The sequence below is a fragment of the Mycobacterium pseudokansasii genome, from assembly GCF_900566075.1.
GTDB lineage: Bacteria > Actinomycetota > Actinomycetes > Mycobacteriales > Mycobacteriaceae > Mycobacterium > Mycobacterium pseudokansasii.
Genome location: NZ_UPHU01000001.1, coordinates 5,750,430 through 5,775,316, shown reverse-complemented (window position 1 = coordinate 5,775,316; position 24,887 = coordinate 5,750,430). Strand labels below are relative to the sequence as shown.

At 67.8% G+C, this 24,887-nt stretch carries 21 protein-coding genes and 4 pseudogenes; 8 read left to right on the top strand and 17 right to left on the bottom strand.

What is annotated here, in order from left to right:
- Positions 1–57: 57 nt before the first annotated feature.
- The 4 genes from EET10_RS26090 to EET10_RS26075 all read right to left on the bottom strand — a co-directional run bounded on the left by EET10_RS26090 (position 58) and on the right by EET10_RS26075 (position 5,773).
- Complete coding sequence (locus tag EET10_RS26090; RefSeq protein ID WP_099187792.1) at positions 58–381, bottom strand: P-II family nitrogen regulator; 324 nt, start codon at positions 379–381, stop codon at positions 58–60.
- The gene (locus tag EET10_RS26085; RefSeq protein WP_122502619.1) at positions 363–2,966 is read right to left on the bottom strand and encodes a DUF2309 domain-containing protein; all 2,604 of its coding nucleotides are present in this window, start codon (positions 2,964–2,966) and stop codon (positions 363–365) included. Before EET10_RS26085 ends, EET10_RS26090 begins: the two co-directional genes overlap by 19 nt.
- On the bottom strand, positions 2,963–4,531 hold the full coding sequence (locus tag EET10_RS26080; RefSeq protein ID WP_122502618.1) for a proton-conducting transporter transmembrane domain-containing protein: 1,569 nt from the start codon (positions 4,529–4,531) through the stop codon (positions 2,963–2,965). Before EET10_RS26080 ends, EET10_RS26085 begins: the two co-directional genes overlap by 4 nt.
- A gap of 330 nt (positions 4,532–4,861) precedes the next feature.
- A complete protein-coding gene (locus EET10_RS26075; protein ID WP_063466582.1) occupies positions 4,862–5,773 on the bottom strand; it encodes an HhH-GPD family protein in 912 nt (303 codons plus the stop codon).
- On the opposite strand from EET10_RS26075, the gene EET10_RS26070 reads away from it, so the two are divergent.
- Positions 5,772–6,395 (top strand): carbonic anhydrase, encoded by a 624-nt coding sequence (locus EET10_RS26070; RefSeq protein WP_063466577.1) that lies wholly within the window; start codon positions 5,772–5,774, stop codon positions 6,393–6,395. The two genes, EET10_RS26075 and EET10_RS26070, sit on opposite strands and share 2 nt — an antisense overlap.
- A 106-nt stretch (positions 6,396–6,501) precedes the next feature.
- Complete coding sequence (locus EET10_RS26065) at positions 6,502–7,296, top strand: hypothetical protein (RefSeq protein WP_099188559.1); 795 nt, start codon at positions 6,502–6,504, stop codon at positions 7,294–7,296.
- Positions 7,297–7,313: 17 nt separating this feature from the next.
- Here the strand turns inward: EET10_RS26065 and disA are convergent, their stop codons facing one another.
- From disA to EET10_RS26050, 3 genes are read right to left on the bottom strand one after another with little or no spacing between them, the layout of a single operon-like run.
- Positions 7,314–8,390, bottom strand: a complete 1,077-nt coding sequence (gene disA / locus EET10_RS26060; RefSeq protein WP_099187788.1) for a DNA integrity scanning diadenylate cyclase DisA — start codon at positions 8,388–8,390, stop codon at positions 7,314–7,316.
- A 20-nt stretch (positions 8,391–8,410) separates the two neighbouring features.
- Positions 8,411–9,823, bottom strand: coding sequence for a DNA repair protein RadA (radA, locus tag EET10_RS26055; RefSeq protein ID WP_122502617.1), 1,413 nt, complete (start codon positions 9,821–9,823; stop codon positions 8,411–8,413).
- Positions 9,824–9,865: 42 nt separating this feature from the next.
- Entirely contained in the window at positions 9,866–10,423 is a 558-nt protein-coding gene (locus tag EET10_RS26050) for a copper chaperone PCu(A)C domain-containing protein (RefSeq protein ID WP_122502616.1), read from the bottom strand.
- Between the two features lie 192 nt (positions 10,424–10,615).
- On the opposite strand from EET10_RS26050, the gene EET10_RS29850 reads away from it, so the two are divergent.
- On the top strand, positions 10,616–11,569 hold the full coding sequence (locus tag EET10_RS29850; RefSeq protein ID WP_167480101.1) for a hypothetical protein: 954 nt from the start codon (positions 10,616–10,618) through the stop codon (positions 11,567–11,569).
- On the opposite strand, the gene EET10_RS30345 is transcribed toward EET10_RS29850, so the two are convergent.
- Positions 11,553–11,705, bottom strand: coding sequence for a hypothetical protein (locus EET10_RS30345; protein ID WP_218028523.1), 153 nt, complete (start codon positions 11,703–11,705; stop codon positions 11,553–11,555). The two genes, EET10_RS29850 and EET10_RS30345, sit on opposite strands and share 17 nt — an antisense overlap.
- Before the next feature lie 348 nt (positions 11,706–12,053).
- Between EET10_RS30345 and carD the strand changes: the two genes are divergently transcribed.
- The 5 genes from carD to rlmB are packed head-to-tail and all read left to right on the top strand — an operon-like array spanning position 12,054 to position 16,117.
- Positions 12,054–12,542: an RNA polymerase-binding transcription factor CarD gene (carD, locus tag EET10_RS26030; protein WP_007166539.1), complete on the top strand. Its 489-nt coding sequence runs from the start codon at positions 12,054–12,056 to the stop codon at positions 12,540–12,542.
- A gap of 17 nt (positions 12,543–12,559) precedes the next feature.
- A complete protein-coding gene (gene ispD / locus EET10_RS26025; RefSeq protein WP_122502614.1) occupies positions 12,560–13,240 on the top strand; it encodes a 2-C-methyl-D-erythritol 4-phosphate cytidylyltransferase in 681 nt (226 codons plus the stop codon).
- Entirely contained in the window at positions 13,237–13,734 is a 498-nt protein-coding gene (gene ispF, locus EET10_RS26020) for a 2-C-methyl-D-erythritol 2,4-cyclodiphosphate synthase (RefSeq protein ID WP_063466727.1), read from the top strand. The genes ispD and ispF overlap by 4 nt, the downstream gene beginning before the upstream one ends.
- Positions 13,735–13,777: 43 nt before the next feature.
- Complete coding sequence (cysS, locus tag EET10_RS26015) at positions 13,778–15,184, top strand: cysteine--tRNA ligase (RefSeq protein WP_063466726.1); 1,407 nt, start codon at positions 13,778–13,780, stop codon at positions 15,182–15,184.
- A complete protein-coding gene (rlmB, locus tag EET10_RS26010) occupies positions 15,185–16,117 on the top strand; it encodes a 23S rRNA (guanosine(2251)-2'-O)-methyltransferase RlmB (RefSeq protein ID WP_063466725.1) in 933 nt (310 codons plus the stop codon).
- 122 nt (positions 16,118–16,239) lie between these two features.
- On the opposite strand, the pseudogene EET10_RS26005 reads toward rlmB, so the two are convergent.
- The 9 genes and pseudogenes from EET10_RS26005 to EET10_RS25970 all read right to left on the bottom strand — a co-directional run.
- A pseudogene (locus EET10_RS26005) lies at positions 16,240–17,169 on the bottom strand (transposase); the annotation flags it as partial.
- Positions 17,170–17,334: 165 nt separating this feature from the next.
- Entirely contained in the window at positions 17,335–17,832 is a 498-nt protein-coding gene (locus EET10_RS31355; RefSeq protein WP_246013699.1) for a group II intron maturase-specific domain-containing protein, read from the bottom strand.
- Positions 17,833–17,938: 106 nt separating this feature from the next.
- Positions 17,939–18,888: pseudogene (locus EET10_RS31350) on the bottom strand (reverse transcriptase N-terminal domain-containing protein); the annotation flags it as partial.
- Between the two features lie 697 nt (positions 18,889–19,585).
- The gene (locus tag EET10_RS29360) at positions 19,586–19,813 is read right to left on the bottom strand and encodes a hypothetical protein (protein WP_136623061.1); all 228 of its coding nucleotides are present in this window, start codon (positions 19,811–19,813) and stop codon (positions 19,586–19,588) included.
- A 258-nt stretch (positions 19,814–20,071) separates the two neighbouring features.
- Positions 20,072–20,287 (bottom strand): hypothetical protein, encoded by a 216-nt coding sequence (locus EET10_RS25995; protein ID WP_136624767.1) that lies wholly within the window; start codon positions 20,285–20,287, stop codon positions 20,072–20,074.
- Between the two features lie 410 nt (positions 20,288–20,697).
- Positions 20,698–22,185 (bottom strand): PE family protein, encoded by a 1,488-nt coding sequence (locus tag EET10_RS25990; RefSeq protein WP_122502611.1) that lies wholly within the window; start codon positions 22,183–22,185, stop codon positions 20,698–20,700.
- Between the two features lie 308 nt (positions 22,186–22,493).
- Positions 22,494–22,930 (bottom strand): annotated as a pseudogene (locus EET10_RS25980) (VOC family protein).
- A pseudogene (locus tag EET10_RS25975) lies at positions 22,924–23,401 on the bottom strand (helix-turn-helix domain-containing protein). The pseudogenes EET10_RS25980 and EET10_RS25975 overlap by 7 nt, the downstream one beginning before the upstream one ends.
- Positions 23,402–23,485: 84 nt before the next feature.
- Entirely contained in the window at positions 23,486–24,727 is a 1,242-nt protein-coding gene (locus tag EET10_RS25970; protein WP_099188557.1) for an SLC13 family permease, read from the bottom strand.
- Between the last annotated feature and the right edge of the window lie 160 nt (positions 24,728–24,887).

The window sequence follows — 24,887 nt, the reverse complement described above, 5'->3', positions numbered from 1 at the left end:
GGGTCTTGGTGGGGTCTTGGTGGGGTCTTGGTGGGGTCTGGGTGGGTCTAGCGGGGTCTAGCTGAAGTACTCGGGTCGGCTGACGTAGGTGTCGGTGACGAACATGACCCCGGGCGAGCCGTCGAGCAGGCGGCGCAGCCCGGCGATCAATGGTTCGGATTTGGCGTCCGGGACAACGGTGATGAGCAACTCGAGCGCCGCCTGTTGGTTGAAGAGCAGCCGGCCCTGGTGGTAGCCGTGATGGCCCAGCCCCGAGACGCCGGACACGCTGGTGAATCCCGTTGCCCCCGCGCTGTGGAACTGATCTCGTACGGCGGGCGCGTGTTCTCCGGCGACGACTACTTCGATCTTGGTCATCTTGGTCAAGCCGTTGGTTGGCATGGCATTACCTCCTGGTAGGTGGGGTAGGGGTCGTCGGCGGTTACTGTGCTCTCCCAGCGCCGCCAACCGCCGCGGGTCCAGCGCTGCCAGCCGTCGTCGGGGCCTTCCCGGGCGACCAGGCACACCCAGTCGTTGCCGAACAGGTGCTGCAGGACGGGGTTGCGCTCGACGATCATGTCGATGCGCTGCAGCGGCGCTTGCACGACGGTCAGCAGGCGCATGGGCTCGTGCCCGAATGAGCGGCCGTCGGTGAGTGACTGTCGGGGCAGGCCCAGCTGCAGGTCGCCGCCGTGTCCGGCGAGCACACCCACGCCGCCGACCACGTTGTGGATGGTCTTGGTTCCGGCCCCGAACATGTCCGGCGCCACCGTGGAGAAGTAGTACTGGCAGTTGATCCACTGAGCCACCACCATGGGTGCGGTGAGAATGGTTTCCAGCGCGCCCCCCTCCGCGTCGACGTCGGCTTCGTAGGAGTGCAGAAACACCCGTCGCCGCAAGTCGATGCCGCGGGTGAGCGCGCGCGGGGCGACGATGAAGGCCGCATTACCGGCCAGGCCCCACTCCGGAAAGACCTGCGCCCAGTCGACCGACCGGTTCGCGACGTGGCGCGACGCACGCCCGGGGTCGGGGTCGGCAGGGCCACCGGGAAGCCCGGAACAGCGCTCGGCGGCGAGCTCGGCGCCGGCGATCCGGAGATCCGCGGCAAGTCGGCGCACGTCCGATACATGGCTGTCGGGAATCAAGTGCTGGTCCAACACGGTGACGCGGTCGGTGGCGGTGTCGTGCTGAGCCGCCACGAACCAGGTGTCGTCGGGAATGGCGATCCCCAGGGTGCCCAATTCGGCCCGGACATCGGTGGCGTTGAGGATCGCGGCGGCGGTGCGGGCATTGGGGCCGCCGGCCTGCCCGCCGCAGGCCCCACAGTCCAGGGCGGCCTGGTACGGGTTGTTCTCGGTGACGCTGCCGTGCCCGCACAGGACCACCAGCCGGGCGAATTGCTTCGTGAGGCCCATGGTGGTGAGTGCGACTTGTGCGTAAAGGGCACGGTGGGCCAGTGCGACGGTGTCGTTGATCGACAGCACGGTAGGGGCCGGGGGTGCCAGCCGGTCCCGCAGGCGGCGCCGCAGTTCGCCACTGGCCAGCGGGCTCAGCGTTTTGGCCGCGGCCCATGGACCGGCGGCCCAGCCTGCCGCCTCGGCCAACGCGAATGGGGCGATCAGCGCCTGCTTGGCGGCATGAAATGCCGCCTCGGCGCCGGCCATGAGCAGGCTGCCGTTGCGCACCCGCTGCGCCGCATCGGCGGCCGACGGCAGCGGGCTTTCGACAACTTCATGCTCTGGGCGGATCAGCACCGGGCACAGGTCGTTGGGTGTTCCGCCGAGCAGGCCGGTGAACCGGATGGCGACGGCGAAGAAGCCGGCGAACCCGAAAGTCTGGTATTCGCCCAAGGATTCGATGTGGCGGCGCAGCCCCTCGGAGCGAGTGTCGATGCAGCACACGATCTGGGCGGCCGCGCGCCCGGTACTTGGCGCCGCAGCGTTTTCCGCCAGGGCTCGTAGGAGGGCGTCGCGATAGTGCGCCTCGTAGGCCTGCTGCCACACCAGCTGCCGGGCGGTAACCGGCAATGCCGACAAGACTCTTGCGGCAGCACTCAAGTCGACGTCGCCGGTGTTGTCGAGTCCCCATTCTCGGGCCAGCGCGGCAGCCCGGTCGCGGGCCGAGGGAATGCTCGGCCGGTTGGCCGTCGGCTCGGCCGTCGGGCTGAAACTGTTGTGCGACATCAGGATCGCCTCGTACGTCAGCCGCATGGCGAGGTAGTCCAGTAGATCCACGCCGGTGGCGCGCTCGGCCGACCAGCGGACGTGGGCGGCCCATCCCGGAAGCCGCGTCAAGTGGGCTTGCAGATAGGTGATGCGGTCGTCTTCGGATACCCCCAACAGGTCCAGGGCCTGCAGCGCGGCGTCGTCGGCCCGGGTGGGTAGCTTGCGTAGCGAGGCCCGCACCCGTCGGCTCAGCTTGTGGTCGCCGGAGGCCAACATCCGCCACGCGTGGTAGAAGCCCTTGTGGTGGTCGGGCATCGACCAGCCCGCAGCCGTCGATCCAAAGAAGGCCGCGCACCATTTGGCGGCCTGGGCGTCGACCTGCTCGGCCACCGTCGGGGCCGCCTGCTCGCTGCGAGTCATGTTGCGGCGCAACGGCGTGGGGGCCAGGCTGCCGTGCAGCAAGTCGCCGCGCAACAATTCCGAAGGTGTCACCACGCGAGTTCCCATCCGGACGGGCTGGCCGTCCAGCAGGGTGGGGTATCGCTGCCGCAGCGTCGACTCGAGGTCCGCGTCGGTGATCCGTCCGGCGCGGTACAGCTCGCGAAACGTCGTCTCGGCCAGCACGCCCGGGCTGCCGTAGAGGTCGCCGGCCCGGCGGACCGCCTGCTCGAAGGGCATCGACTCCAGCCCGGCCAGCGGATTGACCGCGATAAAGGTTTCCAGCGGGTAGTGGGTCGGTATCACCCGGGCGGCCAGGTTCACGTCGCTGCGTAACTGTGCGCGGCGGGTCTGGGTCGAGACGGTGTCGGCCACGGTTGTCACTGGAGCGCTCCTGTCAGTTGGCTGTTCGGGGTCTGTTGTGGACGGGTTGCCGGGACATGGCCGGCGACAAGCGCTTTGGCGTACAGGGCGCGCTGCAGTCGGCCGAACCAGCCGTTGGCCGGGGCCCGGGGCAGCAGGGTCGGTGCGGCAAGGATGACCGCAACCACGACAATGCCGGCAGTCGAGGCGGACGGTACGGTGACCGCGGGCAGATCGGGAGCCAGGAATCCGGTTACCGCGCCGACCAGTGCGACGTATCCGATGGCCGCCACGAGCAGGGCGACGGCTCCGATGAGAGCGGCCCGTGCGCCTGGGCTCCGCGCCAACCAGCCCGTCAGCGCCGCCGCGGCCGTCGCCCAGGTGAAGACCAGCAGCACCTGCGCCGAGCCGTGTTCGACATTCGGCAGTCGTACGATGCTGCTGGCCGCATACAGCGCGGCGGCCGGCAGCAGCAGCGCCGCGGCATGGATTGCCGCCCACCGGGCCCGGGTCGGCGTCGGCGCCGGTGGCCGAGCGGCCTTTTGGCGCCGCTTGGCTATCGCCGAGCCGGAGGACAGGAATAGGGTGGCTTTGTAAAAGCCGTGGCCCACCAGGTGGAATACCGCGGCTGCGGACAGGCCCAGTCCGCAGGTCAAGATCATGAAGCCCATCTGGGCCATCGTCGAATACACCAGCGAGCCCTTGATATCGGATTTGGTGAGCATCACGACGCCGCCGTAGAGCATGCTGAGCGTCCCGGCGGTGAAGGCCAGGCCCATGGCGATGGCCGATCCGCTGACGATCGGGCTCAGTCGCACCAGCAGCACACCCCCGGCGTTGACGACACCGGCGTGGAGCAGCGCCGAGACGGGTGTGGGCGCAGCCAGGGTGGCCGGCAGCCAACGATGGAAGGGCAGCTGCGCCGAGCGCGACAGAGCCGCCACCACGATCAGGCCCGCTGCCGCCGACATGGTCGGTGACCAGCCCTGGTATTGGTTGGGTCCGAGGTCGAACAGCCTGAGGTTGCCCCATTTCATCGTGATCAAGCCGACCGCCGACCACAGGGCTAGATCGCCCAGCAGGAACGCGGTCGCCGTCCGCAGCACTCCGTCGCGGGCGGCAGGCAGCTCCCAGTAGGTGGCTTGCAGCAGACACAGCGCGGTGCCGGCCAAGGTCCACGAAACGGCCAGGCCGATCAGAGTTCCCGAGGTCATGAGGCCGGCGGAAGCCGCCGTGAGCAGGCCGGTACCGGCGGTGAACCACCCCGATCGCCGGTCGCAGGCAAGGTAGCGCAGTGCGAAAACCTGTACGACCGTGCTCACTCCGTACACCAACACCAGCAGCAGTGCGCTGAGCCGGTTGGCTCCCAGCTCGGCGATCAGTGTGCCGTGTGCTGACCGCAGGGTGACCGAGATGGGGCCGTCGACCGCTACCCGCAGCGCTATCAGCAATGCGGAAACCAAGCCCACGCCGGCGGCCGCGGCGCCCAATTGGCCGACGAGGCGTGGAAGCCGCGAACCGGCCAGGAGCGCGCTCAGCGATGCGAGCAGGGGCAACGTCAAGGCACCGACGAGGACGGCGTTCACCGGCCATCACCGCCAGTGCCGGTGGCGGTACGTCTGGAGTTCATGCGAAGCAAACTACGCGATCCACAATACATCTGTCAAACATCACGAAATAAAATTCGTAATCTATGTCTCAGGAGCGGGCTCGCCGTCCCAGCCGATAAGCCCTAGCCAACCCGTCTGAGCATCGATAACCGTCCGATCAACGGTTGTCGGCCCACCTAGGTGGTGACCCGCAGTCGTACCTGGATGAGGATGACTGGCCCGACCCACGACATGTCGGACTCAATGGCTGGGAACCTCAGGGCCTCAGCCAATTTCACCGTGACGGTAACCAGGCCAATCGGGAGGTTACGCTTCGCCCGCCAACGCGAATCGGCCATCGGCAGTCTTTGCGACCAGGCCGTCGGCCAGCAAGGAATCCAGCGCACGGTCACGCTGCGCGGTATCGATCAGCCATGCCACGTCGAGCTCGGCGCGGGTGGCTGGAGAATCCTTGGCGCGCAATACATCTAGCAACCGCCCGCGGACCTGTCGATCGGTTCCCGCATACGCCTGCACACGTCGCGGCGGACCATCCGCGGCGGGATATCCGGCGGTCCGCCATGCGCAGCCGCTCACCGGGCACGAACCGCAGCGCGGGGCGCGGGCGGTGCATACCGTCGCGCCCAGTTCCATGACGGCCATCGAAAACAACGGTGCCATTTCATCATTCGGCAGTATCGCCAGCACGTCGGCGTGGTCCCGGGCGGCCGACGGCGCGCCTGCATCGGCGCGTCCGTGCACCGCACGAGCCACCACCCGGCGCACGTTGGTGTCCACCACCGGCACCCGCCGGCCGTACGCGAAGCACGCCACCGCGCGTGCCGTATAACTGCCGACACCCGGCAGCCTCAACAGGGTTTCGACGTCGTCGGGGACCACGTCACCGTGGTCCCGCGCGATAATGGTCGCGCATTCGTGCAAACGCTTCGCCCGGCGCGGATAGCCCAGCTTCCCCCAGGCCCGCAGCACATCGGCGGCAGTCGCCGCGGCCGTGGCCGACGCGGTGGGCCAGCGCCGCACCCAGTCGGGCCATATCGACAGCACCCGCGACACCGGAGTCTGCTGCAGCATGAACTCGCTCACCAGAATCTGCCATGCACTGACGTCTGGGCGGCGCCACGGCAGGTCGCGACGCGATCGCTCGTACCAAGCAAGAAGATTGGCGGATGATATGTGCTGCGAAGCGGTCACCGGCCAGTACGGCAGAATGCGTGATATGCCCAACACCAACCCGGTAACCGCGTGGAAAGCACTCAAAGAGGGTAACGAGCGATTCGTTGCCGGCAAGCCCGAACATCCCAGCCAAAGCGTCGAGCATCGCGCCAGCCTTGCCGCTGGGCAGCAGCCGACCGCCGTGATCTTCGGCTGCGCGGACAGCCGGGTGGCCGCGGAGATCATTTTCGACCAGGGCCTCGGCGACATGTTTGTGGTCCGCACGGCCGGACACGTCATCGACTCGGCGGTGCTGGGCTCCATTGAGTACGCGGTGACGGTGCTGAACGTGCCGCTGGTGGTCGTCCTCGGCCACGACAGCTGTGGCGCGGTGAATGCTGCCCTATCGGCACTGGACAGCGGAGCTTTGCCGGAGGGCTATGTGCGCGATGTGGTGGAGCGGGTGGCCCCGTCCATTTTGTTGGGCCGGCGTGACGGTCTGCAGCGTGTCGATGAGTTCGAGCAGCGGCACATACGCGAGACGGTGGCGCAGCTGATGGCCCGTTCGACGGCCATATCCAAGCGAGTGGCTGCCGGCACACTGGCAATCGTGGGCCTGACGTACCAGCTCGCCGACGGCCGTGCGGTGTTGCGCGACCACGTCGGCGACATCGGCGAGGAAGGCTGACATCCCGCCGCCCTAACACGTTTCGTCCCCGATGGGGCTCAGCTAACCTCGCGACACGCCGAGGCAGGTCAAGCAAGTCGGCGTGACCTGGGCCTACGGTGTGAATGTGCTGGATCTGGAACCGCGTGGCCCGCTACCTACCGAGATCTACTGGCGGCGCAGGGGACTGGCCCTGGGTATCGCGGTCGTGGTGATCGGAATTGCGGTGGCTGCCGTCGTCGCCTTCGTCGGTAACACTGCCGGCGCCAAACCCGCCAGTGCCGAGAAACCGGGCTCTGCGCAAAGCCATCCGGGTTCAAACGCGCCGCAGGCGCCGGAACCGGCCGGGCAAAGCGCCGCCAACGCTCCGGCAGCTCCGCAGGGGCAAAACCCGGAGATGCCGACTCCCACCGCCGCGGTGCAACCGCCGCCGGTGCTGAAAGAGGGGGACGACTGCCCGGATTCCACGCTCGCCGTCAAGGGACTGACCAACGCCCCCCAGTACTACATCGGCGACCAGCCGAAATTCACCATGGTGGTCACCAACATCGGACTGGTGGCCTGTAAACGCGACGTCGGGGCCGCGGTGCTGGCGGCATACGTCTACTCGCTGGACAACAAGCGGTTGTGGTCCAACCTGGACTGCGCACCCTCCAACGAGACCCTGGTCAAGATGTTCACCCCGGGGGAGCAGGTGACGACTGCGGTGACCTGGACCGGCATGGGGTCGGCGCCGCATTGCCCGCTGCCGCGGCCGGCGATTGGTCCCGGTACGTACAACCTCGTCGTGCAGCTGGGCAACCTCCGGTCACTTCCGGTTCCGTTCGTGTTGAACCAGCCACCGCAGCCGCCGGGGCCGCCGCCGGCACCTGGTCCGGCCGTGGCGCCGCCGCCGGAGGCGCCGCCCGCTCAGGGCGGTTAACGACCCTATTGGTCGGCTTACTGGTCAGCGATGGTCGACTCGGCCAGCTGTGACAGTCCCTCACGCACATGACGGGCCCACATCGCGCCGATACCGTCGACAGATTGCAGATCACCGGCGCTGGCTGCCAATAGGCCCTGCAGGGTTCCGAAGGAACGGACCAGCAGATCGGCATGGGCGAATTGCAGTCGCGGGATGACCGCCATCGCGCGGTAGCCCCGCGGGCTCAGCGCCGAGTCCTGTGCCTCCGCCGTCGTGGGATAGCCGAAAACCTTTGCCAGCACGGTGAAATCGAGCAGCTCGGTGTCCGAGAGTGCGTCGAGCTCATCCAGGGTGGCGTGGATTTGGGCGTTGGTCGGCGGTTCCGGGTTGGCGTGGTAGTCGCGGACAATCAACTCGCGGGCGGTGTCGTTGCCGCCGAGCAGCTCCTCCAACTGCAGCCGCAGCTGACGCCCGTCGGTGCCGAGTTCGACGGCGTCGTAGTCGATCACCAGGCCGATTCGCCGGACCAGCTCGAGCCGCTGTACCACCGTCATCACGTCGCGCAGCGTGACGAAGTCTTCGATCTCGGCCCGGGAGAGTTGTCGGCTGACCTCATCGAGCCTGGTCTTGTAGCGTTCCAGCGTCGCGATCGCCTGATTGGCCCGCGACAGGATGGTCGCCGAGTCGGTCAGCACATGACGGTCACCGCCGACATAGACCGTCACGATGTTCATCGAGTGGCTCACCGAGATCACCGGGTAACCGGTCTGGATCGCGGATCGCTCCGCGGAGCGGTGGCGCGTGCCCGATTCGTCTGTCGGTATCGACGGATCCGGGACCAACTGCACGTTGGCCCGTACTATGCGGCTGCAGTCGGTGGAGAGCACCACGGCACCGTCCATTTTGCACAGCTCGCGCAGCCGGGTGGGGGCATAGCGGACGTCGAGGGAAAAGCCGCCGTCGCAGATCGCCTCGACATTCTCGTCGTAGCCGAGCACGATCAGGGCGCCGGTGCGGCCGCGCAGGATACGTTCCAGGCCGTCCCGTAGCCCGGTGCCGGGTGCCAGGCGGGCGACGGCCTCACGCAGGGTCGGACGTGTCACAGCGTGCATTCTGCTATGAGCGGGACCACTTAGGGATGAGTGTCCAGACGACACACGCTCTCGGGGGCGCTGGTGCGGTGGTCGGCAATGTCGATCATGTGCTCGAGCGCCGCCACTATCGTGGGCGCGCGCAGTGGTCGCAGACCCGCCGGCACCGCTTCGCGACCGGGCGGGATCAATGCGATGTTGAATCCCTGACGAATTGCCTCGGCCAGCCGCCGGTCCATGCCGTTGACCGGCCGCAGGTCGCCGGCCAGCCCGACCTCGCCGATCATCACCGCGGTGGTGGGCAGCGGCAGGTTCGCGTACGCCGAGGCCAGCGCGATCGCCACCGCCAGATCGGCCGACGGATCGGTCAATCGCATCCCTCCCACCGTGGACAGGTAGATGTCGTTGACAGCGATGGTCAGCCTCGCGTGCTTTTCCAGCACGGCGGTGATCATCGCGGCCCGGGCGTGGTCGATCCCGCTGACGGCCCGTCGCGGCGAACCGCCGACCGGAGTGGCCAGCAACGCCTGGACTTCCCCGATCAGCGGCCGCTTCCCGTCGAGTGTCACGGTGATGGCGGTACCGGGCACGGGAGCGGACCGTTGATCGAGGAACAGGTTCGACGGGTCGGCGATTCCTTCAATCCCGTTGTCGTGCAACAGGAAACACCCAACCTCGTCGGCGGCGCCGAAGCGGTTCTTGATGCCGCGAACCATCCGCAACCCGCCGTTGCGGTTGCCTTCGAAATGCAGCACCACGTCGACGAGATGCTCCAGCGAGCGCGGTCCGGCGATCGACCCTTCCTTGGTGACGTGACCAACCAGGATCAGCCCGAACCCGTGAGCCTTCGCCGCCGCGGTCAGGGCGGCAGTCACCGCGCGCACCTGGGTCACCCCGCCGGCTACGCCGTCGGCCACGCTGGTGGACATCGTCTGCACCGAATCGATGACGACCAGCGCCGCCTGCACCGTCTCGATGTGACCCAATACCGCATGCACGTCGGATTCGGCGGCCAGATACAGCTGCTCGCCGTTACAGCCGATCCGATCGGCGCGCAGCCGGATCTGCCCGGCGGACTCTTCGCCGGAGATGTACAGCGCGCGCTGTCCCGACTGCGCCCAGCGGTGGGCGACCTCGAGCAGCAGCGTCGATTTGCCCACACCGGGTTCGCCGGCCAGCAGCGCCACCGACCCCGGCACCACGCCGCCGCCCAGCACCCGGTCGAGTTCGTCGATGCCGGTGGGGCGGTGCCGGTTCACGTTGGGCTGCACCGAACTGATCGGAACTGCGCGCGACGCCGGCACCGCCAGCCGGCGACCACTGCCGCCGACCCCGTTGCGTATCGACACCTCTTCGACGGTGCCCCAGCTGCCGCATTCCAGGCACCGTCCTACCCATTTGGCGGTGAGATGACGACAATCCGAGCAGCGGAATTGCGAACGCACATTGGCCACGCCGTGACCGTATCGGCCGGGTACGACAGCCCCGGCGCAACGCTAGTGCCGGCCCGGAGCCCTCGTTTGCTCGTGTGGCTCGGTCAGCGGCGCCGCTATCGGCACCATCACCGTGCCCTGGCCGGCCTTCTCGAAGTTGAAGGTGAAGCTGTAGGTCAAACCGTTCGTGATGGGTTTGGTCAAGACGACGCTCGCGCGGGCCGCCTGATTCGATCCCAGCGGGCCCGGCGCGACGAGCTGGCCATCCGGCGTACCGACAAACAGCATCCCGCCCGCCGGCAGCCGCGCATCACCGGTCATCGTCACGGTGCCGATGTCGCTGCCGATGCTCACCAATCGATCCGCCACATCCGGGGATTGGTTGACAGCCACCAGCACCAAGTCCACTGTCCTGCCGGGCTGCAGGAAATCACCGCTGCGCTGCAGGGCTTGGATCCGGACGTCGCGCAGCAGCACGTTGTTGATGGTCAGCCGGTTTCCATTGACGGCGGGCTCCTGATTCGCGGTCTGCGAGATCTGACCGGTTCCGCAGGCGCTCAGCAGTGCGGCAATCAGTGCGACCAGGCCCACCAGGGTGAGGCGGATCTTGAAGCGGTTCACTCAATGCCTCCTGCTGGGTTCGGAGCTTGGCAGGTCACATGACGGCCTGCTGACAGCGATTCGACTATGCACAGTAGTAGGTTGCTGCCGCCGACGGTAGCGCCGGTGTCGGTGGCGGGCGCGATTCGCGATCTAGGTGGCGACTTCACGAAGACTTCACGTTGGTGGCATCGCCGGTGCCTATACCGGCAGGTGAGCGGGGGCTGTACCAGCTTCGGTGGACGGGGCGGCGATGGCGGCGATGGCGGGGTTGGCAGAGACGCCGGAGACGGTGGCGACGGCGCTGACGGCACAAACGGTGGCAAGGGCGGCGGCGGCGGTGCTGGCGGTGATCGCGGTTACGGCGGGGCTGCCGGGCTCGGTGGTGGCAGTGGGATCGCGCACAACTTCGGCGATGGTCTCGCTGGTGCCAGCGGCCAGGCCGGCGGTAACGGCGGGGCCGGTGGGCCCGGCGGAGACGCCACTCCGGTCGCCGCGGGAATGGCCGGCGGGACCGGCGGTCGCGGTGGGACCGGCGGCAACGCCGGGCGGATCGGCGAGGGCGGGGCCGGGGGCAATGGCGGCAACGGCGCCGCCGGATCAGACGGTGTCAACCCCGTCGCACTTCCCCAAGCCGGACAGGCCGACAGCGGGTTCAAAGGGGCGGCCGGAGGGGGCGACGGTTTCGACGGCAACGACGCTGTCCAAGTAGTCGGCGGTGGCACCGCTGCGGGCATTTTTTTTTGGGGGGGGGCGACGGCGGCGACGGTGGAAGCGATTCCGGGCTTAGCACACGTCAGGGAGGCGACGGCGGCAACGCCGGAGCCGGTGGCCTCGGCGCCAAGGGTGGTGGGGGTGGCGACGGCGGCGGCGGCTTCGCCATCAGCCGAGGGGCGGAAGCCTTTCCCGGGTTTCCGGGTCAAGCTTTCGGCGGCCAGGGTGGCGCCGATGGGGATGGCGGTGCCGGCACCAGGGGCGGCGCAGGTGCACACGCCTTTGCCGGCGGGGCCGGTGGTGCCGGCGGTGCCGGTGGTGCGGGCGGCTGGGAGTCGGGTAACGGCGGGGCTGGCGGCACCGGCGACAAAGGCGGCATGGGCGGCGACGGTGCGGGTGGCGGACGTGGCGGCAACGGCGGCGGTGGCGGCGACACCTACCGCTTGTTCATGAACGGAAAAAACCCGCGCCAGACGGCCACCCGGGCATGGGCGGCGGCGGCGGTGACGGCGGTGGGGGCGGTAACGGTGGTGCCGGCGGTAGCGGCGGGGCCGGCGGCGCGGCAACGGCAGGCATTGCGGGCAGCCACGGCGCCGGTGGTCAGGCGGGCGCCTCTGGTTAACCGAACCGGCGCTACTTCAACTCTCGTGACAGCGTCGACCAGCACTCCGACCCGGTGACCATGCTCCACCGACTTGGTCGGCCGGGCCCGTCGCACCCGGCGTGAGCCGGCGGCGCCGCCGAGGCGCGTGCCATCGGCTGGCCCACAAGAGCGAGCTTGAGATCGCAGCGACCGGCGGAAATATGCTCCGCCATGCACGTCTTGCATCGCCTGTCAACCCCCAATCTTCAGCTGCGGTGCCCCTGACCTGCACCGTTGATCCGCACGTGTCAGGGAGGCGTGTTAGCATGGAGTGACGAAAGGGGCTCAAATCAGATGATCTTCAAGGTCGGTGACACCGTCGTCTATCCACACCACGGTGCTGCGTTAGTAGAGGCGATCGAAACCCGAACCATCAAAGGGGAACAAAAAGAGTATCTCGTCTTGAAAGTGGCGCAGGGCGACCTGACTGTTCGTGTGCCGGCTGACAATGCTGAATACGTTGGAGTCCGCGACGTCGTCGGCCAAGAAGGCCTTGACAAGGTTTTCCAGGTGTTGCGTGCCCCGCACACCGAAGAGCCCACCAACTGGTCACGCCGGTACAAGGCCAACCTCGAAAAGCTGGCTTCCGGCGACGTGAACAAGGTCGCCGAGGTGGTGCGTGACCTGTGGCGCCGGGACCAGGAGCGGGGTTTGTCCGCAGGCGAGAAGCGGATGCTGGCCAAGGCTCGGCAGATTCTGGTCGGGGAACTGGCGCTGGCTGAGAGCACCGACGACGCCAAAGCGGAGACCATCCTCGACGAGGTCCTGGCCGCCGCGTCCTGAACACCCCGAGACTCTAGGTGACTGGAGGCAACGGCCCCGTAGTCGCCATTGTTCCGGCCGCGGGTTCTGGTGAGCGACTGGCTGTCGGTGTACCCAAGGCCTTTTATCAACTCGACGGGCAGACCCTGGTCGAACGCGCCGTCGAGAGTCTGCTGGAATCCAAGGTCGTCGACAATGTCGTGGTAGCGGTCCCGCCGGATCGAACCGACGAAGCAAAGCTGATCCTCGGACTCAAGGCCATGGTCGTTGCTGGCGGCGTCAACCGCACCGAAACCGTGCGCCTGGCGCTCTCCGCGCTGGAGACCTCGGAGCCGTCGTTTGTGCTGGTGCATGACGCAGCGCGGGCGTTGACGCCACCGTCGTTGGTCGCGCGAGTGGTCAACGCATTGCGGGCCGGCCACGCCGCCGTGGTGCCCGCGCTACCACTTACCGACACCATCAAGGCCGTCGACGCCAACGGAGTGGTCTTGGGCACCCCGGAACGGGCGGGACTGCGGGCAGTGCAGACCCCGCAGGGGTTTGCCGGCGATCTGCTGCTGCGTGCCTACCAGCGTGCCGGCACCGCCGATTTCACCGATGACGCGTCGTTGGTTGAACACATCGGCGGCCAGGTTCAGGTGGTCGAGGGTGACCCGCTGGCGTTCAAGATCACCAACCGCCTGGATCTGTTGTTGGCTCAGGCGGTAGTGCGCGGATGAACGGACTGCCGCGGGTGGGTTTGGGTGTCGACGTGCACCCGATCGAGCCCGGACGCCCATGTTGGCTGGTGGGCCTGTTGTTCCCGAGCGCCGACGGCTGCGCCGGCCACTCCGACGGTGACGTTGCGGCGCATGCGTTGTGTGACGCCGTGCTGTCGGCCGCCGGGCTGGGCGACATCGGCGACGTGTTCGGAGTCGACGATCCACGCTGGGCAGGTGTTAGCGGGGCCAACATGCTGCGCCATGTCATCGAGCTGATCACGCAGCACGGGTATCGGGTGGGGAATGCGGCCGTGCAGGTGGTCGCCAATCGGCCCAAGATCGGTTGGCGCCGTCTCGAGGCGCAGGCCGTGATGTCGCGGCTACTCAATGCGCCGGTATCGGTGTCGGCAACCACCACCGATGGGCTCGGCCTGACCGGACGGGGCGAGGGTCGGGCCGCCATCGCGACGGCATTGGTGATTTCGCTGCGCGACCCGTTCCCGGCCCAGTAGGGCCGGGCAGCCGTTGCGGTTGTAGGCAGTAAGCTGGCACGTCGTGACCGATCGCGCCCGCTTGCGGCTCCATGACACGGCGGCCGGCGCCGTGCGCGATTTTGTTCCGCTGCGCGACGGACACGTTTCGATCTATCTGTGCGGCGCCACCGTTCAGGGGCTGCCGCACATCGGGCATGTCCGCAGCGGCGTGGCTTTCGACATCCTGCGACGCTGGCTGATCGCACGCGGCTTCGATGTCGCGTTCATCCGCAACGTGACTGACATCGACGACAAAATTTTGAACAAGGCGGCCGCCGCGGGCCGGCCGTGGTGGGAGTGGGCGGCGACCTACGAACGGGCGTTTACCGCCGCCTACGACGCCCTGGATGTCATGCCGCCGTCCGCGGAACCGCGAGCCACCGGGCACATCACCCAGATGATCGAATTGATGGAACGTCTGATTCAAACGGGCCATGCCTATACGGGCGACGGGGACGTCTACTTCGACGTGCTCAGCTACCCGGATTACGGCCAGCTATCTGGGCACCGGATCGACGACGTCCACCAGGGCGAGGGGGTAGCTACCGGAAAGCGGGACGAGCGCGACTTCACCCTGTGGAAGGGCGAAAAACCCGGAGAACCGTCCTGGCCGACACCCTGGGGCCGGGGCCGCCCCGGCTGGCACCTGGAATGCTCGGCAATGGCCCGTACCTACCTGGGATCAGAGTTCGACATCCATTGCGGCGGAATGGATTTGATCTTCCCGCATCACGAGAACGAGATCGCGCAGAGCCGCGCCGCCGGCGATGGGTTCGCCCGCTACTGGCTGCACAACGGCTGGGTGACGATGGGCGGGGAGAAAATGAGCAAGTCGTTGGGCAATGTGCTGGCCATACCGGCGATGTTGCAGCGGGTCCGGCCGCCCGAGCTGCGCTACTACCTGGGCAGCGCGCACTACCGGTCAATGCTCGAGTTTTCCGACACCGCCCTCCAGGACGCCGTCAAAGCCTATGTCGGAGTGGAGGATTTCCTGCACCGGGTGCGCAGCCGGGCGGGTGCCGTCCTGCCCGGCGACTGGACGCCGCGTTTCGCCGAGGCGCTCGACGACGATCTGTCGGTTCCGATCGCGCTGGCCGAAATTCACCACGCCCGTGCGGAAGGCAACCGGGCACTCGACGCCGGTGACCATGAAGGCGCATTGCGAAGCGCCGGTTCGATCCGCACGATGATGGGCATCCTGGGCTGCGACCCGCTCGACGAACGCTGGGAATCGCGTGACGAGACAACGGCTGCGCTGGCGGCCGTCGACGTGCTGGTACACGCCGAGCTGGAAAGTCGCGAGAAGGCGCGCGAGCAGCGAAACTGGGCACTTGCCGACCAGATTCGGGATCGCCTCAAGAACGCCGGCATCGAGGTCACCGACACCGCCGACGGGCCACAGTGGACGCTGGGCGGTGACGGCAAGTAGATGGCCGGAAACTCGCAGCGCCGGGGAGCGGTACGCAAATCCGCCACCAAGAAGGGCGCCCCTGTCGGGTCGGGCGGACAGCGCCGTCGCGGGCTGGAGGGCCGCGGTCCCACCCCGCCGGCGCACCTGCGGCCCAACCATCCCGCCGCAAAGCGGGCCAAGGCGGCGCCGCGCCGTCCGGTACGGAGTCGAATCGACGAAGCCGAGACGGTGCTTGGCCGTAACCCCGTGCTGGAATGCCTGCGGGCCGGTGTTCCGGCTACCGCCCTCTACGTCGCGCTCGGCGCCGAGGCCGACGAGCGGGTGACCGAATCCGTTGCCCGGGCGGCTGATTCGCGGATCTCGATCCTCGAGGTACCGCGTGCCGATCTGGACCGGATGACGGCCAACCACCTGCATCAGGGCATCGCATTGCAGGTGCCGCCGTACCAGTACGCCCACCCTGACGATCTGCTCGCTGCAGCCATGGACACCCCGCCGGCGCTATTGGTGGCGCTGGACAACATCTCCGACCCGCGCAACCTCGGCGCGATCGTGCGCTCGGTGGCGGCCTTCGGTGGCCATGGTGTGCTGATCCCGCAGCGCAGATCGGCGTCGGTGACGGCGGTCGCATGGCGTACCAGCGCGGGCGCGGCCGCCCGCATTCCGGTGGCACGGGCGACCAATCTCACTAGGACACTGAAGGATTGGGCCGACCGCGGGCTACGGGTTATCGGGCTGGATGCCGCCGGTGAGACCGCAGTCGACGACCTGGACGGTAGTGACCCGTTGGTGGTGGTCGTCGGCTCCGAGGGCAAAGGGCTGTCGCGGCTGGTGCGGCAGAACTGCGACGAGGTGGTGTCCATCCCGATGGCCGGGCATGCGGAGTCGCTGAATGCCTCGGTGGCCGCCGGCGTGGTGCTCGCCGAAATCGCCCGCCAGCGCCGGACTTAGCACGGCGAGCAGACGTAGAATCGCCCGAATCCCCATGGAATAGTGCGATTTTGTGTCTTACTCGAAAATGCGGTGACCCGAAGCGGGTGAGTGGCGGGCCCCCGGTGTTGGGCGGCGTGGGTGAGGGGTTCGAGAGTGACTGTGTAGCCAAGGGCCTGCAGTTGTTTGATGGCTTTTGCTTTGGTTTGCCCAGGGTGGTGTCGGGTGGAGTAGTCGGCGCCGGGGTCGTGGTAGAAGGCGCCGTTGACCACCATGTTCCAGGCGTCAATGAGCATGCTGTGTTCGACAGCGACCAGGGCGATCAGGGCGGGCACCGACGGGCTGCGAGCTTTGCGGCGGTGGGATGTGGCGGGCCGGTGGGTGCCGGCGATGCGGCGGTAGCGGGCGTTGTAGTAGGTGTCTTTGGAACGCGCTGCCGACAGCGCGGCCACCCCGAGAGCGGCTTTGAGGTGGCGGTTGCCGGGGCGGGTGGTGGCCGATTTGAGCCGGCCCGCCGATTCGTTGCAGCCGGGCACCACCGCGGCCCACGACGCCAAATGGGCAGCGGTGGGAAACACGCTCATGTCCGCGCCGGTCTCGGCGATAAACACATCGGCGACGATGTGGGAAAAGCCTGGGATACTCATCAGCAATTCCCGGGCGGGTTGAAAGGGTTTGATCGCCTCCTCGATGCGCTCCTCAAGGCGGGCGATGTCGGCGCCGTGGGCGTCGATGCGATCCAGATACAGCCGAGCCATAAACGCGTGATGGTCGCTAAACGGCCCGCGCAACGCCTCGGTCGATGCGGGGATCTTCTCACTCGAAAATGCGAGCCGCTGTTTGGCCAGATCGGCGAGCACCACCGGATCACGCTGCCCGCCGATCAACGCCTCCAGCATCGCCCGCCCCGAGACCCCGACGATGTTGGAGGCCACCGCCGACAGTTTGATCCCGGCATCTTCGAGCGGCTTTTCCAGCCGCTGGATTTCTTTGGTGCGCGCTCGGGTGATGGAGGTGCGCGCCCGGGTCAGATCACGCAACACCCGAATCGGCTCCGGCGGCACGGTACACGCCGATGCGGTCTGGGTGACGGCCTCGGCAGTGTGTGTGAATGAGACGGAACGCGGTATAACCCAATGACTCTGGCCCCGAATCGACGATGATCGCCTGGTGGCGGATCGCCTTGGCGGTGGCAGTGATCCACTGCTCCCACTCGTCGGGGTGTTTGCGGCTCGACCTCAGCGTGCAGCAGTAGCTGGCCGCAAAGCGGGCAGCGTCCGCGCTGCATGCGGATCAGTCTCGACCGGGCCCGGCCCAGCGGGGGTCTCCCGCGGCGGCGCCGGGTCGCCCAGTAGTCGGTCAAGGCAGGGTCGTCCGGGGACGCCCAGCCCTTGACCAGGGTGTGCCGGGTGATCGCCGTCCAGGCGAACTTGACCAGTAGGCGCCGTGTCGCGGTCACCGAATACCCAGAGGTCGCGCCGGGACGGGTGGAACGCGCCGAAGTAACGGGACACGATCCAGCGCCGTCCCTTGTGCGGATGGGTGAATCTGGCCCACTTGTCGGTGAGCTTCCACACGTGATTGTCCAGCGCATTGAACACCCGGGCCGACACGCAGTGCCGGTAGTAGGCCGACCACCCCCGAATGATCGGGTTGAGCCGGATGAGCACCATCTGGGCGTTGTGGCCCCGCAGTGCTCGCATCTCGGTGGTCAGCCGTGCCCGGATCCGTTTCACGGCCGCCTTGCTGGGTTTGATCAGCAGCCTGTTGGCGGTAGCGGCGGATGTTGAACCCCAGAAAATCCACCCCGTCCTCGAGGTGCACGATACGGGTCTTGTCCTCGTTGAAGACCAGACCCCGAGGTCGCAGCCACTCCGTGAGCCGCGCCTTGACCTGTTGGGCGTGTTCCCGCGAGTGGCACAGGGCCAGCAGATCATCGGCGTATCTGATCAGCACCGGGGAGCCCGACCGCGCCGTTTCGGCGTTGGTGCCGGTGCGGATATAGCGGACTCCGGCGGCCTGTTCCATTCCGTGCAGGGCAACGATCAGCAACGGGCTGATCACCCCGCCTTGTGGGCTGCCGTCCTCGGTCGGTGCGAACCGACCTTGATCGATCACCCCCGCGCGTAGCCAGGCCGCGATCATTCCCGCGCGGGGAACGAGCCGAGCTGTGCGAGAAGATGGGCATGATCGATGCGGTCGAACGCGGCGGCCAAATCGGCGTCTAGCGCCCACACGCGTTTGCAGGTCGCACCGCGAGCGGTCACGAAGATCGCCTGCATCGCGTCCTGACAGCTACGGCCTGGCCGAAACCCATACGATCGGGACTCGAACCGGGCCTCCCACTCGGGTTCTAGCGCGTTGACCGTGAGCGCTTGCAGCGCCCGATCGGCGATCACGAGAATCCCGAGGCCGCGCCGTTTTCCGTTGCTCTTCGGAATGAACACCCGCTTGACCGGTCGAGGTCTCCACGCGTTGGTGTCGCGCTGCAGCCAGGTGGCCATCTCGGCCTTTTCCCATCCCGCGAGCACGACCCTGCCGTCGACCCCGGCCGTCTTGCGGCCAGCGTTGAGCTCGGTGACCCGCCGCACACTCAGCAGAGCGTTTGCGTGGGAACCCAGCATCAGCTTCTGCAGATTACGGACCCGCTTGAGGTCCCCCGCCTGCATCGCCGTGAAGATTCGTCGCCGCAGCCTCCGTACGTCGTCTTCGACTTGGCGCCAATCCACGGCGTCCCAGTCGATGATCTCGTCCTCAGGTCCGTTCACCGTCACGGTGTCCAACTTGCCCATCGGTTCTGGAGTCTCCGATCATCTGGTCTTCACAGGCTCACCCGACCCACGTCAGCTCCCTTTCGGGCCGGGCAGCACGCCCGTATCCGACCGGTTATGCGGCTACCATCTGGCGGAGGAGCCAAATCGTGCGGTTGCCGGTTTCCCGTTGCCTTTCGGTGTGTCGGCATCGGCTTCTTGGGTCATCCAGCGCCTGCCGGGGAGTTGCACCTTCCCCACGGTCGGCCTACCGGCAGAATTCACCGGACCCCAACAGGGTTGTCATGTTGCGCATGAACAAGATTCGACCGGGCAGGGTGCCCCCTTTACCCCGGGGACGGTGATGCGCTCCCGACCAGCGACTATCCTCTGGCCGACACCCGCCGCTTTCCAGCGGCGGGTCCCTACGGCCCCGCTGACACATCCCATCGGCGGGGGTCACCTTCACAAGGCGTCATCAGGGGTTCACTCGCGTTCACCCATCACCGCACGACGACTGGATGCCGCCCCGCAGCCGGGAAGCGCGTTCGCTTCCCGCCGGTCTTCTCCTCGCCCACGGTCCACGGATGGAACGCGAACCGCTTCGGCTTCTACCCCGGGCTTCGCACCCCGCAGTCACCCGCAGAGCACGCCGAGGCGAAGACAGGCCCTCACGCACTGGCCCGAGTACTACACCTACGGCATCAGCCGAACCTCCAAACGGTGCCTCCTGCTTCACTCATGCACCCTCATGTCGCACATACTCCGAGGTGGATTCGATCACCACGCAGCTGACCTGCTCGGCGATCCGATGCTCGACCACCGCCAAGATCTCGGCGGTGGTCGAGCCCCACGTGCTCACCGTCGTCGACGTGGCACGCCGACCCTGCCCCTGAACCCGGATACACGCCGTGGCGTCCTTCGTCGAGACATCGATACCCACACACCGCGGACGTATCACCTCCATAGTGGCACTCCTTCACCCAGAGTTATTGTCGTGGAGCGTGTTTCGGAGAGAGCCAAACAAACAGGAGTCTCACTCACGTGCGCACAGGCAACAATCCACCGCCCCCGCACAACCACCGGGGCACTCTCCGCTCCCAAGCTGCTCGCCGTGCTCACCGGCACCACAGACGCAACGGGGTCCACCGAAACACCCCCCACGCCTCGACCCCACCAGCCCGCCAAACAACCACTTACCCAGCCGAACGGCCGGCACCAATTTTCATCCCCCACCGCGGGGCTGGCCTAGCCCCCCGGACACCCGACTCGCCACAGCGTCGGCGCTGGCCGGCGTCAATCGCTCGATTGCGGCCTCGGCTTCGGCAACATCAGCGCGGGCACCCCGTTCCAGCGGTGTCTCCACCAGCACGCCCGTCGCGATGACGCCCCATGTCAGCAGCTGTCCTTTGCGGATCGCATCCTCGATAGTTGCGCGCATCGCCGGTATCACGCGATCGAGGTCTGCATGTCGGGCCGTCCGGTCGGTATTCCGACGCCATAGGCGTACGTCACGGTCCCGGCGCAGCTGAGCGGGTCGGAGCCGCGGAGTGCCCGGACGCAGTCTCGGCGCACTGCGGGATTCAGCCGAAACTGCTAGGGCCGCTTTGGATTCCGACGGGCCTGCCAGCGGGTGGGGATTCAGTCACGTGGGGAACTGGCGTGAGGAACTGGCGTCGACCGTCCGATTCGGACCGGGCGGCGGGTGCAGGCCCAGCTGACGCACGCCGGCAAGTGGTACGACCAGACGCAAAGGTTGCGGCACGAGGATTCGGGGGCGTTGCGTCCCTCCCCCCCGCTCGCGGGCGCCGAGACGACGGGCCGTGCTACGCGAGATGGCGCCGCGCGTGGTCAGGTCAAACCATTGAGTCCGTTCTGGCCCAGCAACCGTCCGCCCGTGCCGCCGGCGCCGCCGGCACCCGGAGTCTTGGCGAACCCGCCGTTACCGCCGTTACCGCCGTTACCGATCAGTCCGGCGCTGCCGCCATTGCCGCCCTGGCCGCCGACCGTCGGCGCAATCGACACCGCATTTCCGCCCGCGCCGCCGTTACCGCCGCTACCGATGAACAACGCCATTCCGCCGGTCCCGCCACTACCTCCGGAGGTGTTGCCGTCTCCGCCGGCGCCACCGGCGCCACCGGAGCCGATGAGTCCGCCGAACCCGCCGGACCCGCCGAGCCCACCGAGATCGCCGAAACCGCCTGCGCCGCCGGCTCCGCCGGGACTGAAGAGACCGCCGCTGCCGCCACTACCGCCGAACCCGCCGAGTTGACTCGGACCGGCCCCGCCGGTGCCGCCGGTACCACCGGAACTGAAGATGCCGCCGCCACCGCCGCTGCCGCCGCTGCCTCCATCGGCGGTCACGCTGGTCCCCCCGTTCCCGCCGGTCCCGGCGGAGCCGAACAGCCCGCCGCTGCCGCCGGTCCCGCCGTCGCCGCCGTTGCCGTTGGTGCTGAACCCGCCGGCGCCGCCGGGGCCGGCCGTGCCGAACAGCCCAGCATCACCGCCTTGCCCGCCGGTACCTCCGCGGCTGCTGCCCTCGCCACCTGCGCCGCCGGCGCCGCCGCCGCCGAACGGGCCGCCGGCACCGCCCTGTCCGCCGGTCCCACCGTGGTCGTTGAGACCGATTCCGCCGGTGCCGCCCGCGCCGGCGGCGCCGAACAGCAAGCCGCCGCGGCCACCGATTCCGCCGGTTCCCCCGTCGGTGATGCCCTGCCCGCCCGTACCGCCGGCGCCGCCGGCACCGACCAGACCGGCGTTACCGCCCTGACCGCCGGTTCCGCCGACACCCGAATCGGAAGCAGCGCCCGCGCCGCCCGCTCCGCCGTAGCCGAACAGCAACCCGCCGGCTCCGCCCCTGCCGCCGGGTTGGCCGGTGCCGCTCTTGCCGGACCCGCCGGCGCCGCCGTTGCCGAGCAAGATGCCCCCAGGCGCGCCGTTTTGGCCGGTCTCCGGTGCGCCATTGGCGCCGTTGCCGATCAGCGGGCGTCCCAGAACGGCCTGGGTGGGAGCGTTGATCACGCCCAGGATGTCCTGTCCCAGGGTCTGCAGGGCGGCGTTTGCGCTTTCTGCGGCGGCGTACGAGGCCGCGCCGGTGCCGAGGGCCTGGACAAACTGATCATGAAATACCGCTGCCTGAGTGGTCAGCGCCTGAAACGCCCGGGCGTGGCCGGAAAACAGTGCTGCGACCGCGGTCGATACCTCGTCGGCGGCCGCGGCGGATATCCCGGTGGTGGGGACGACCGCCGCCGCATTGGCCGTAGCAAGCGCCGAGCCGATTCGGGCGACCTCGTCGGTCGCCGCTGCGACCATCTCCGGAATTGCGATCAGAAACGACATCCGACACCTCGTCAATAGCTATCGCCGGGAGCTACCACGAGACACACCCGCAGCACGCCTCACCGTATCGCGTGGGCGGCACCCGGTCGGAGTAATCCGATCAGTCCGTGGCGATGCCACAGCGGGCGGCTCGTCTCGCCAGGGACAGCTCGGGTGTTATCGAACGTCGTGCTGATCGCCACCCCGCCGGCACCCGAGATCTGTTGGGCCGCAACGATGAGATCGCCGACCGGGGCCATGGGTGGACGATTGTCGATGCACCCGCTGCGGCGAGGTGTGCTGCGGCTCCATCAGCCGAACGCGGGCAGTCAGCTAGCCGCCCAGGCGGACATGTCCGTCAACTGGGTCAGTCGGATGCTGTTGCCCGACGGATCACGGAAGCCGGAATCGATGCCGTACGGCCGCTGTTCGGGCGGCTCGGTGAACTCGACACCACGGGCCGGCAGCTCCCGGTAACTGGCCTGGCAGTCGTCGGTGGTGAGAAACACGGTGCCGGCGAAGCCTTTTGCCGTCAGATCGAGAACTTGTAGGCGGGTGGCCTCATCCAGCATCGGCGGGCCGGGAACGTCCATCAAGACGATTGACACGTCATCTTGACCGGGCGGTCCGACGGTCAGCCAGCGGAAGCCGCCAAGCTCCGGCAGCGAAACATCCTGGCGCACTTCCATGCCGACCTTCTCGGTCCAGAATTTCAGTGCCTCGTCCTGTCGTGTACCCAAGGCTGGGCGCCTGCGATTTTCAACATGGGGATGACGCTAGGTGGTCATCGCGCCCGGCGTCTTCTCCTCGTGTGCTGTCTTGAGGCACGACCCGGCTGTCGGCCGGCGGCCGAGTATGTGCCCGCAAGATGCAGTGCGGCACTCGGGCGTGCAGCACCGCCGGTGGCAGGCTGGCGCGGTAGGCGGCCGGTGGCTTGCCGTACTACCCGGGCGAAGCTGCTGGTGAAGGAGCCGACGCTCTGCAGACCGACCATGACGCAGACCTCCGCGATTGACCTGTCGGTGTAGCGCAGCAGCGCCGCGGCCCGCTCGAGCCGCCGGGTCTGCAGTTAGGCGCGGGGAGATTCCCCGAATGTCCGGGTGAACATGCGACTGAAGTGAGCGCGTGACAGCCCGGCCGCCGCGGCCATGTCATCGACCGTGATCGGTTCGGCGTAGCGTGCGTCGACGAAATCCTTGGCGCGCAGTAGGTATCTGGCCGGACGCGGCTGCGGCATGCCATCCAGTATGGCGTGTCGGCGGAATCGGCACCCGACCACGTTCGTGCGTCTGCCGATATGCGATTTGCAGTTCATCAGAAGTCAGACACCGAACAGCTGCACGCTCGCCCACAGCGCAAGCACCGCCGCCAGCAGCGCGGTGGGTACCGTGCACAGCCCCAGACGGGTGTATTCGCCGACGCCGGCCTCGACGTGGTGACTGCGCAGCACCCGTCGCCACAGCAGGTTGGACAGTGAACCGACGTAGGTCAGGTTGGGGCCGATGTTGACCCCGATCAGCACGGCCAGCACCGCGGCCGGCCCGCTGGCCCCGACCAGCGGCAGCAACACCAGGGTCGCCGGAAGGTTGTTGACCATGTTGGCAAGCGCGGCGGCCACCGCCGCGATACCGAGCAACGCCGGCAACCCAGAACCCGACGGCAGCACCGCAGACATGGCGGTACCCACGCCGTTGAGCATCACCGCCTGCACGACGACGCCCAGCGCCAGCACGAAGACCAGGAATGCCACGTTGGCCGAGCGCACGATCTCCGTCATCGACGTGTGCCTACGGCCGAGGCTGCGCAGCGCCAGTAGCGACGCGCCGGCCAATGCGGCCCACGCCGGCGCCACCCCCGCCGCCTCGGCGATCACGAACCCGGCCAGGGTCAGCGCCACGACCACCAACACGAACACCGGTGGCTGCGGCGGCGGCCCGAGTTGCTCGGGATCCGGCGCAACGCGCAGGTCCCGGGCGAAGAACCACCGGAACACCGCGTAGACCGCCGCCACCGCGGCCAGCCACGGCAGCCCCATCACCAGCGTGAACTTGATGAACGAAATCCCGGCGACGTGGTAGGCGAGCAGATTCGTCAGGTTCGACACCGGCAGCAGCAGCGACGCGGCGTTGGCCAGGTGCGCGGTGGCGTAGGCATATGGGCGCACCGGCGGTCGCAGCCGCCGCACGACGGCCAGCACCACCGGTGTCAGCAACACCACGGTGGCATCCAGGCTGAGCACCGCGGTGATGACTGCGGCAATGACGAACACGTGCCGCAGCAGCCCGACCGAACCGGTGCTCGTCCGCGCCATCGCCGCACCTGCGGCTTCGAACAGGCCCTCGTCGTCGCACAGCTTGGCCAGTACCAGTACGGCACCCAGGAATGCGACTACCCGTGCCAGCCCCGCCACCTGGGCGGCCGCCTGCTGTAGCGAAATCGCGCCGATCCCGATCAGGATGACGGCCGCCGGGACCGCCGCCAGCGCCTCGGGCCAGCCGCGCGGACGGGCGACCGCGAAACCGAGGACCACAGCAAGCAGCAGCAGCGCTACGACAAGAGTCAACGTTTCAAAAACCTTCAGGCACAAGGGTTATCACGCCATCACCCAGTCGGCGACGGTCGCACGCGGTCACCGTCCAGCCTGCCAACGGTCCGCATCGGCGCGGCGACGTTGTCAGCGGCATGGCTACCTATCGGCGGCTATCGGCGGCTATTGGCGGACT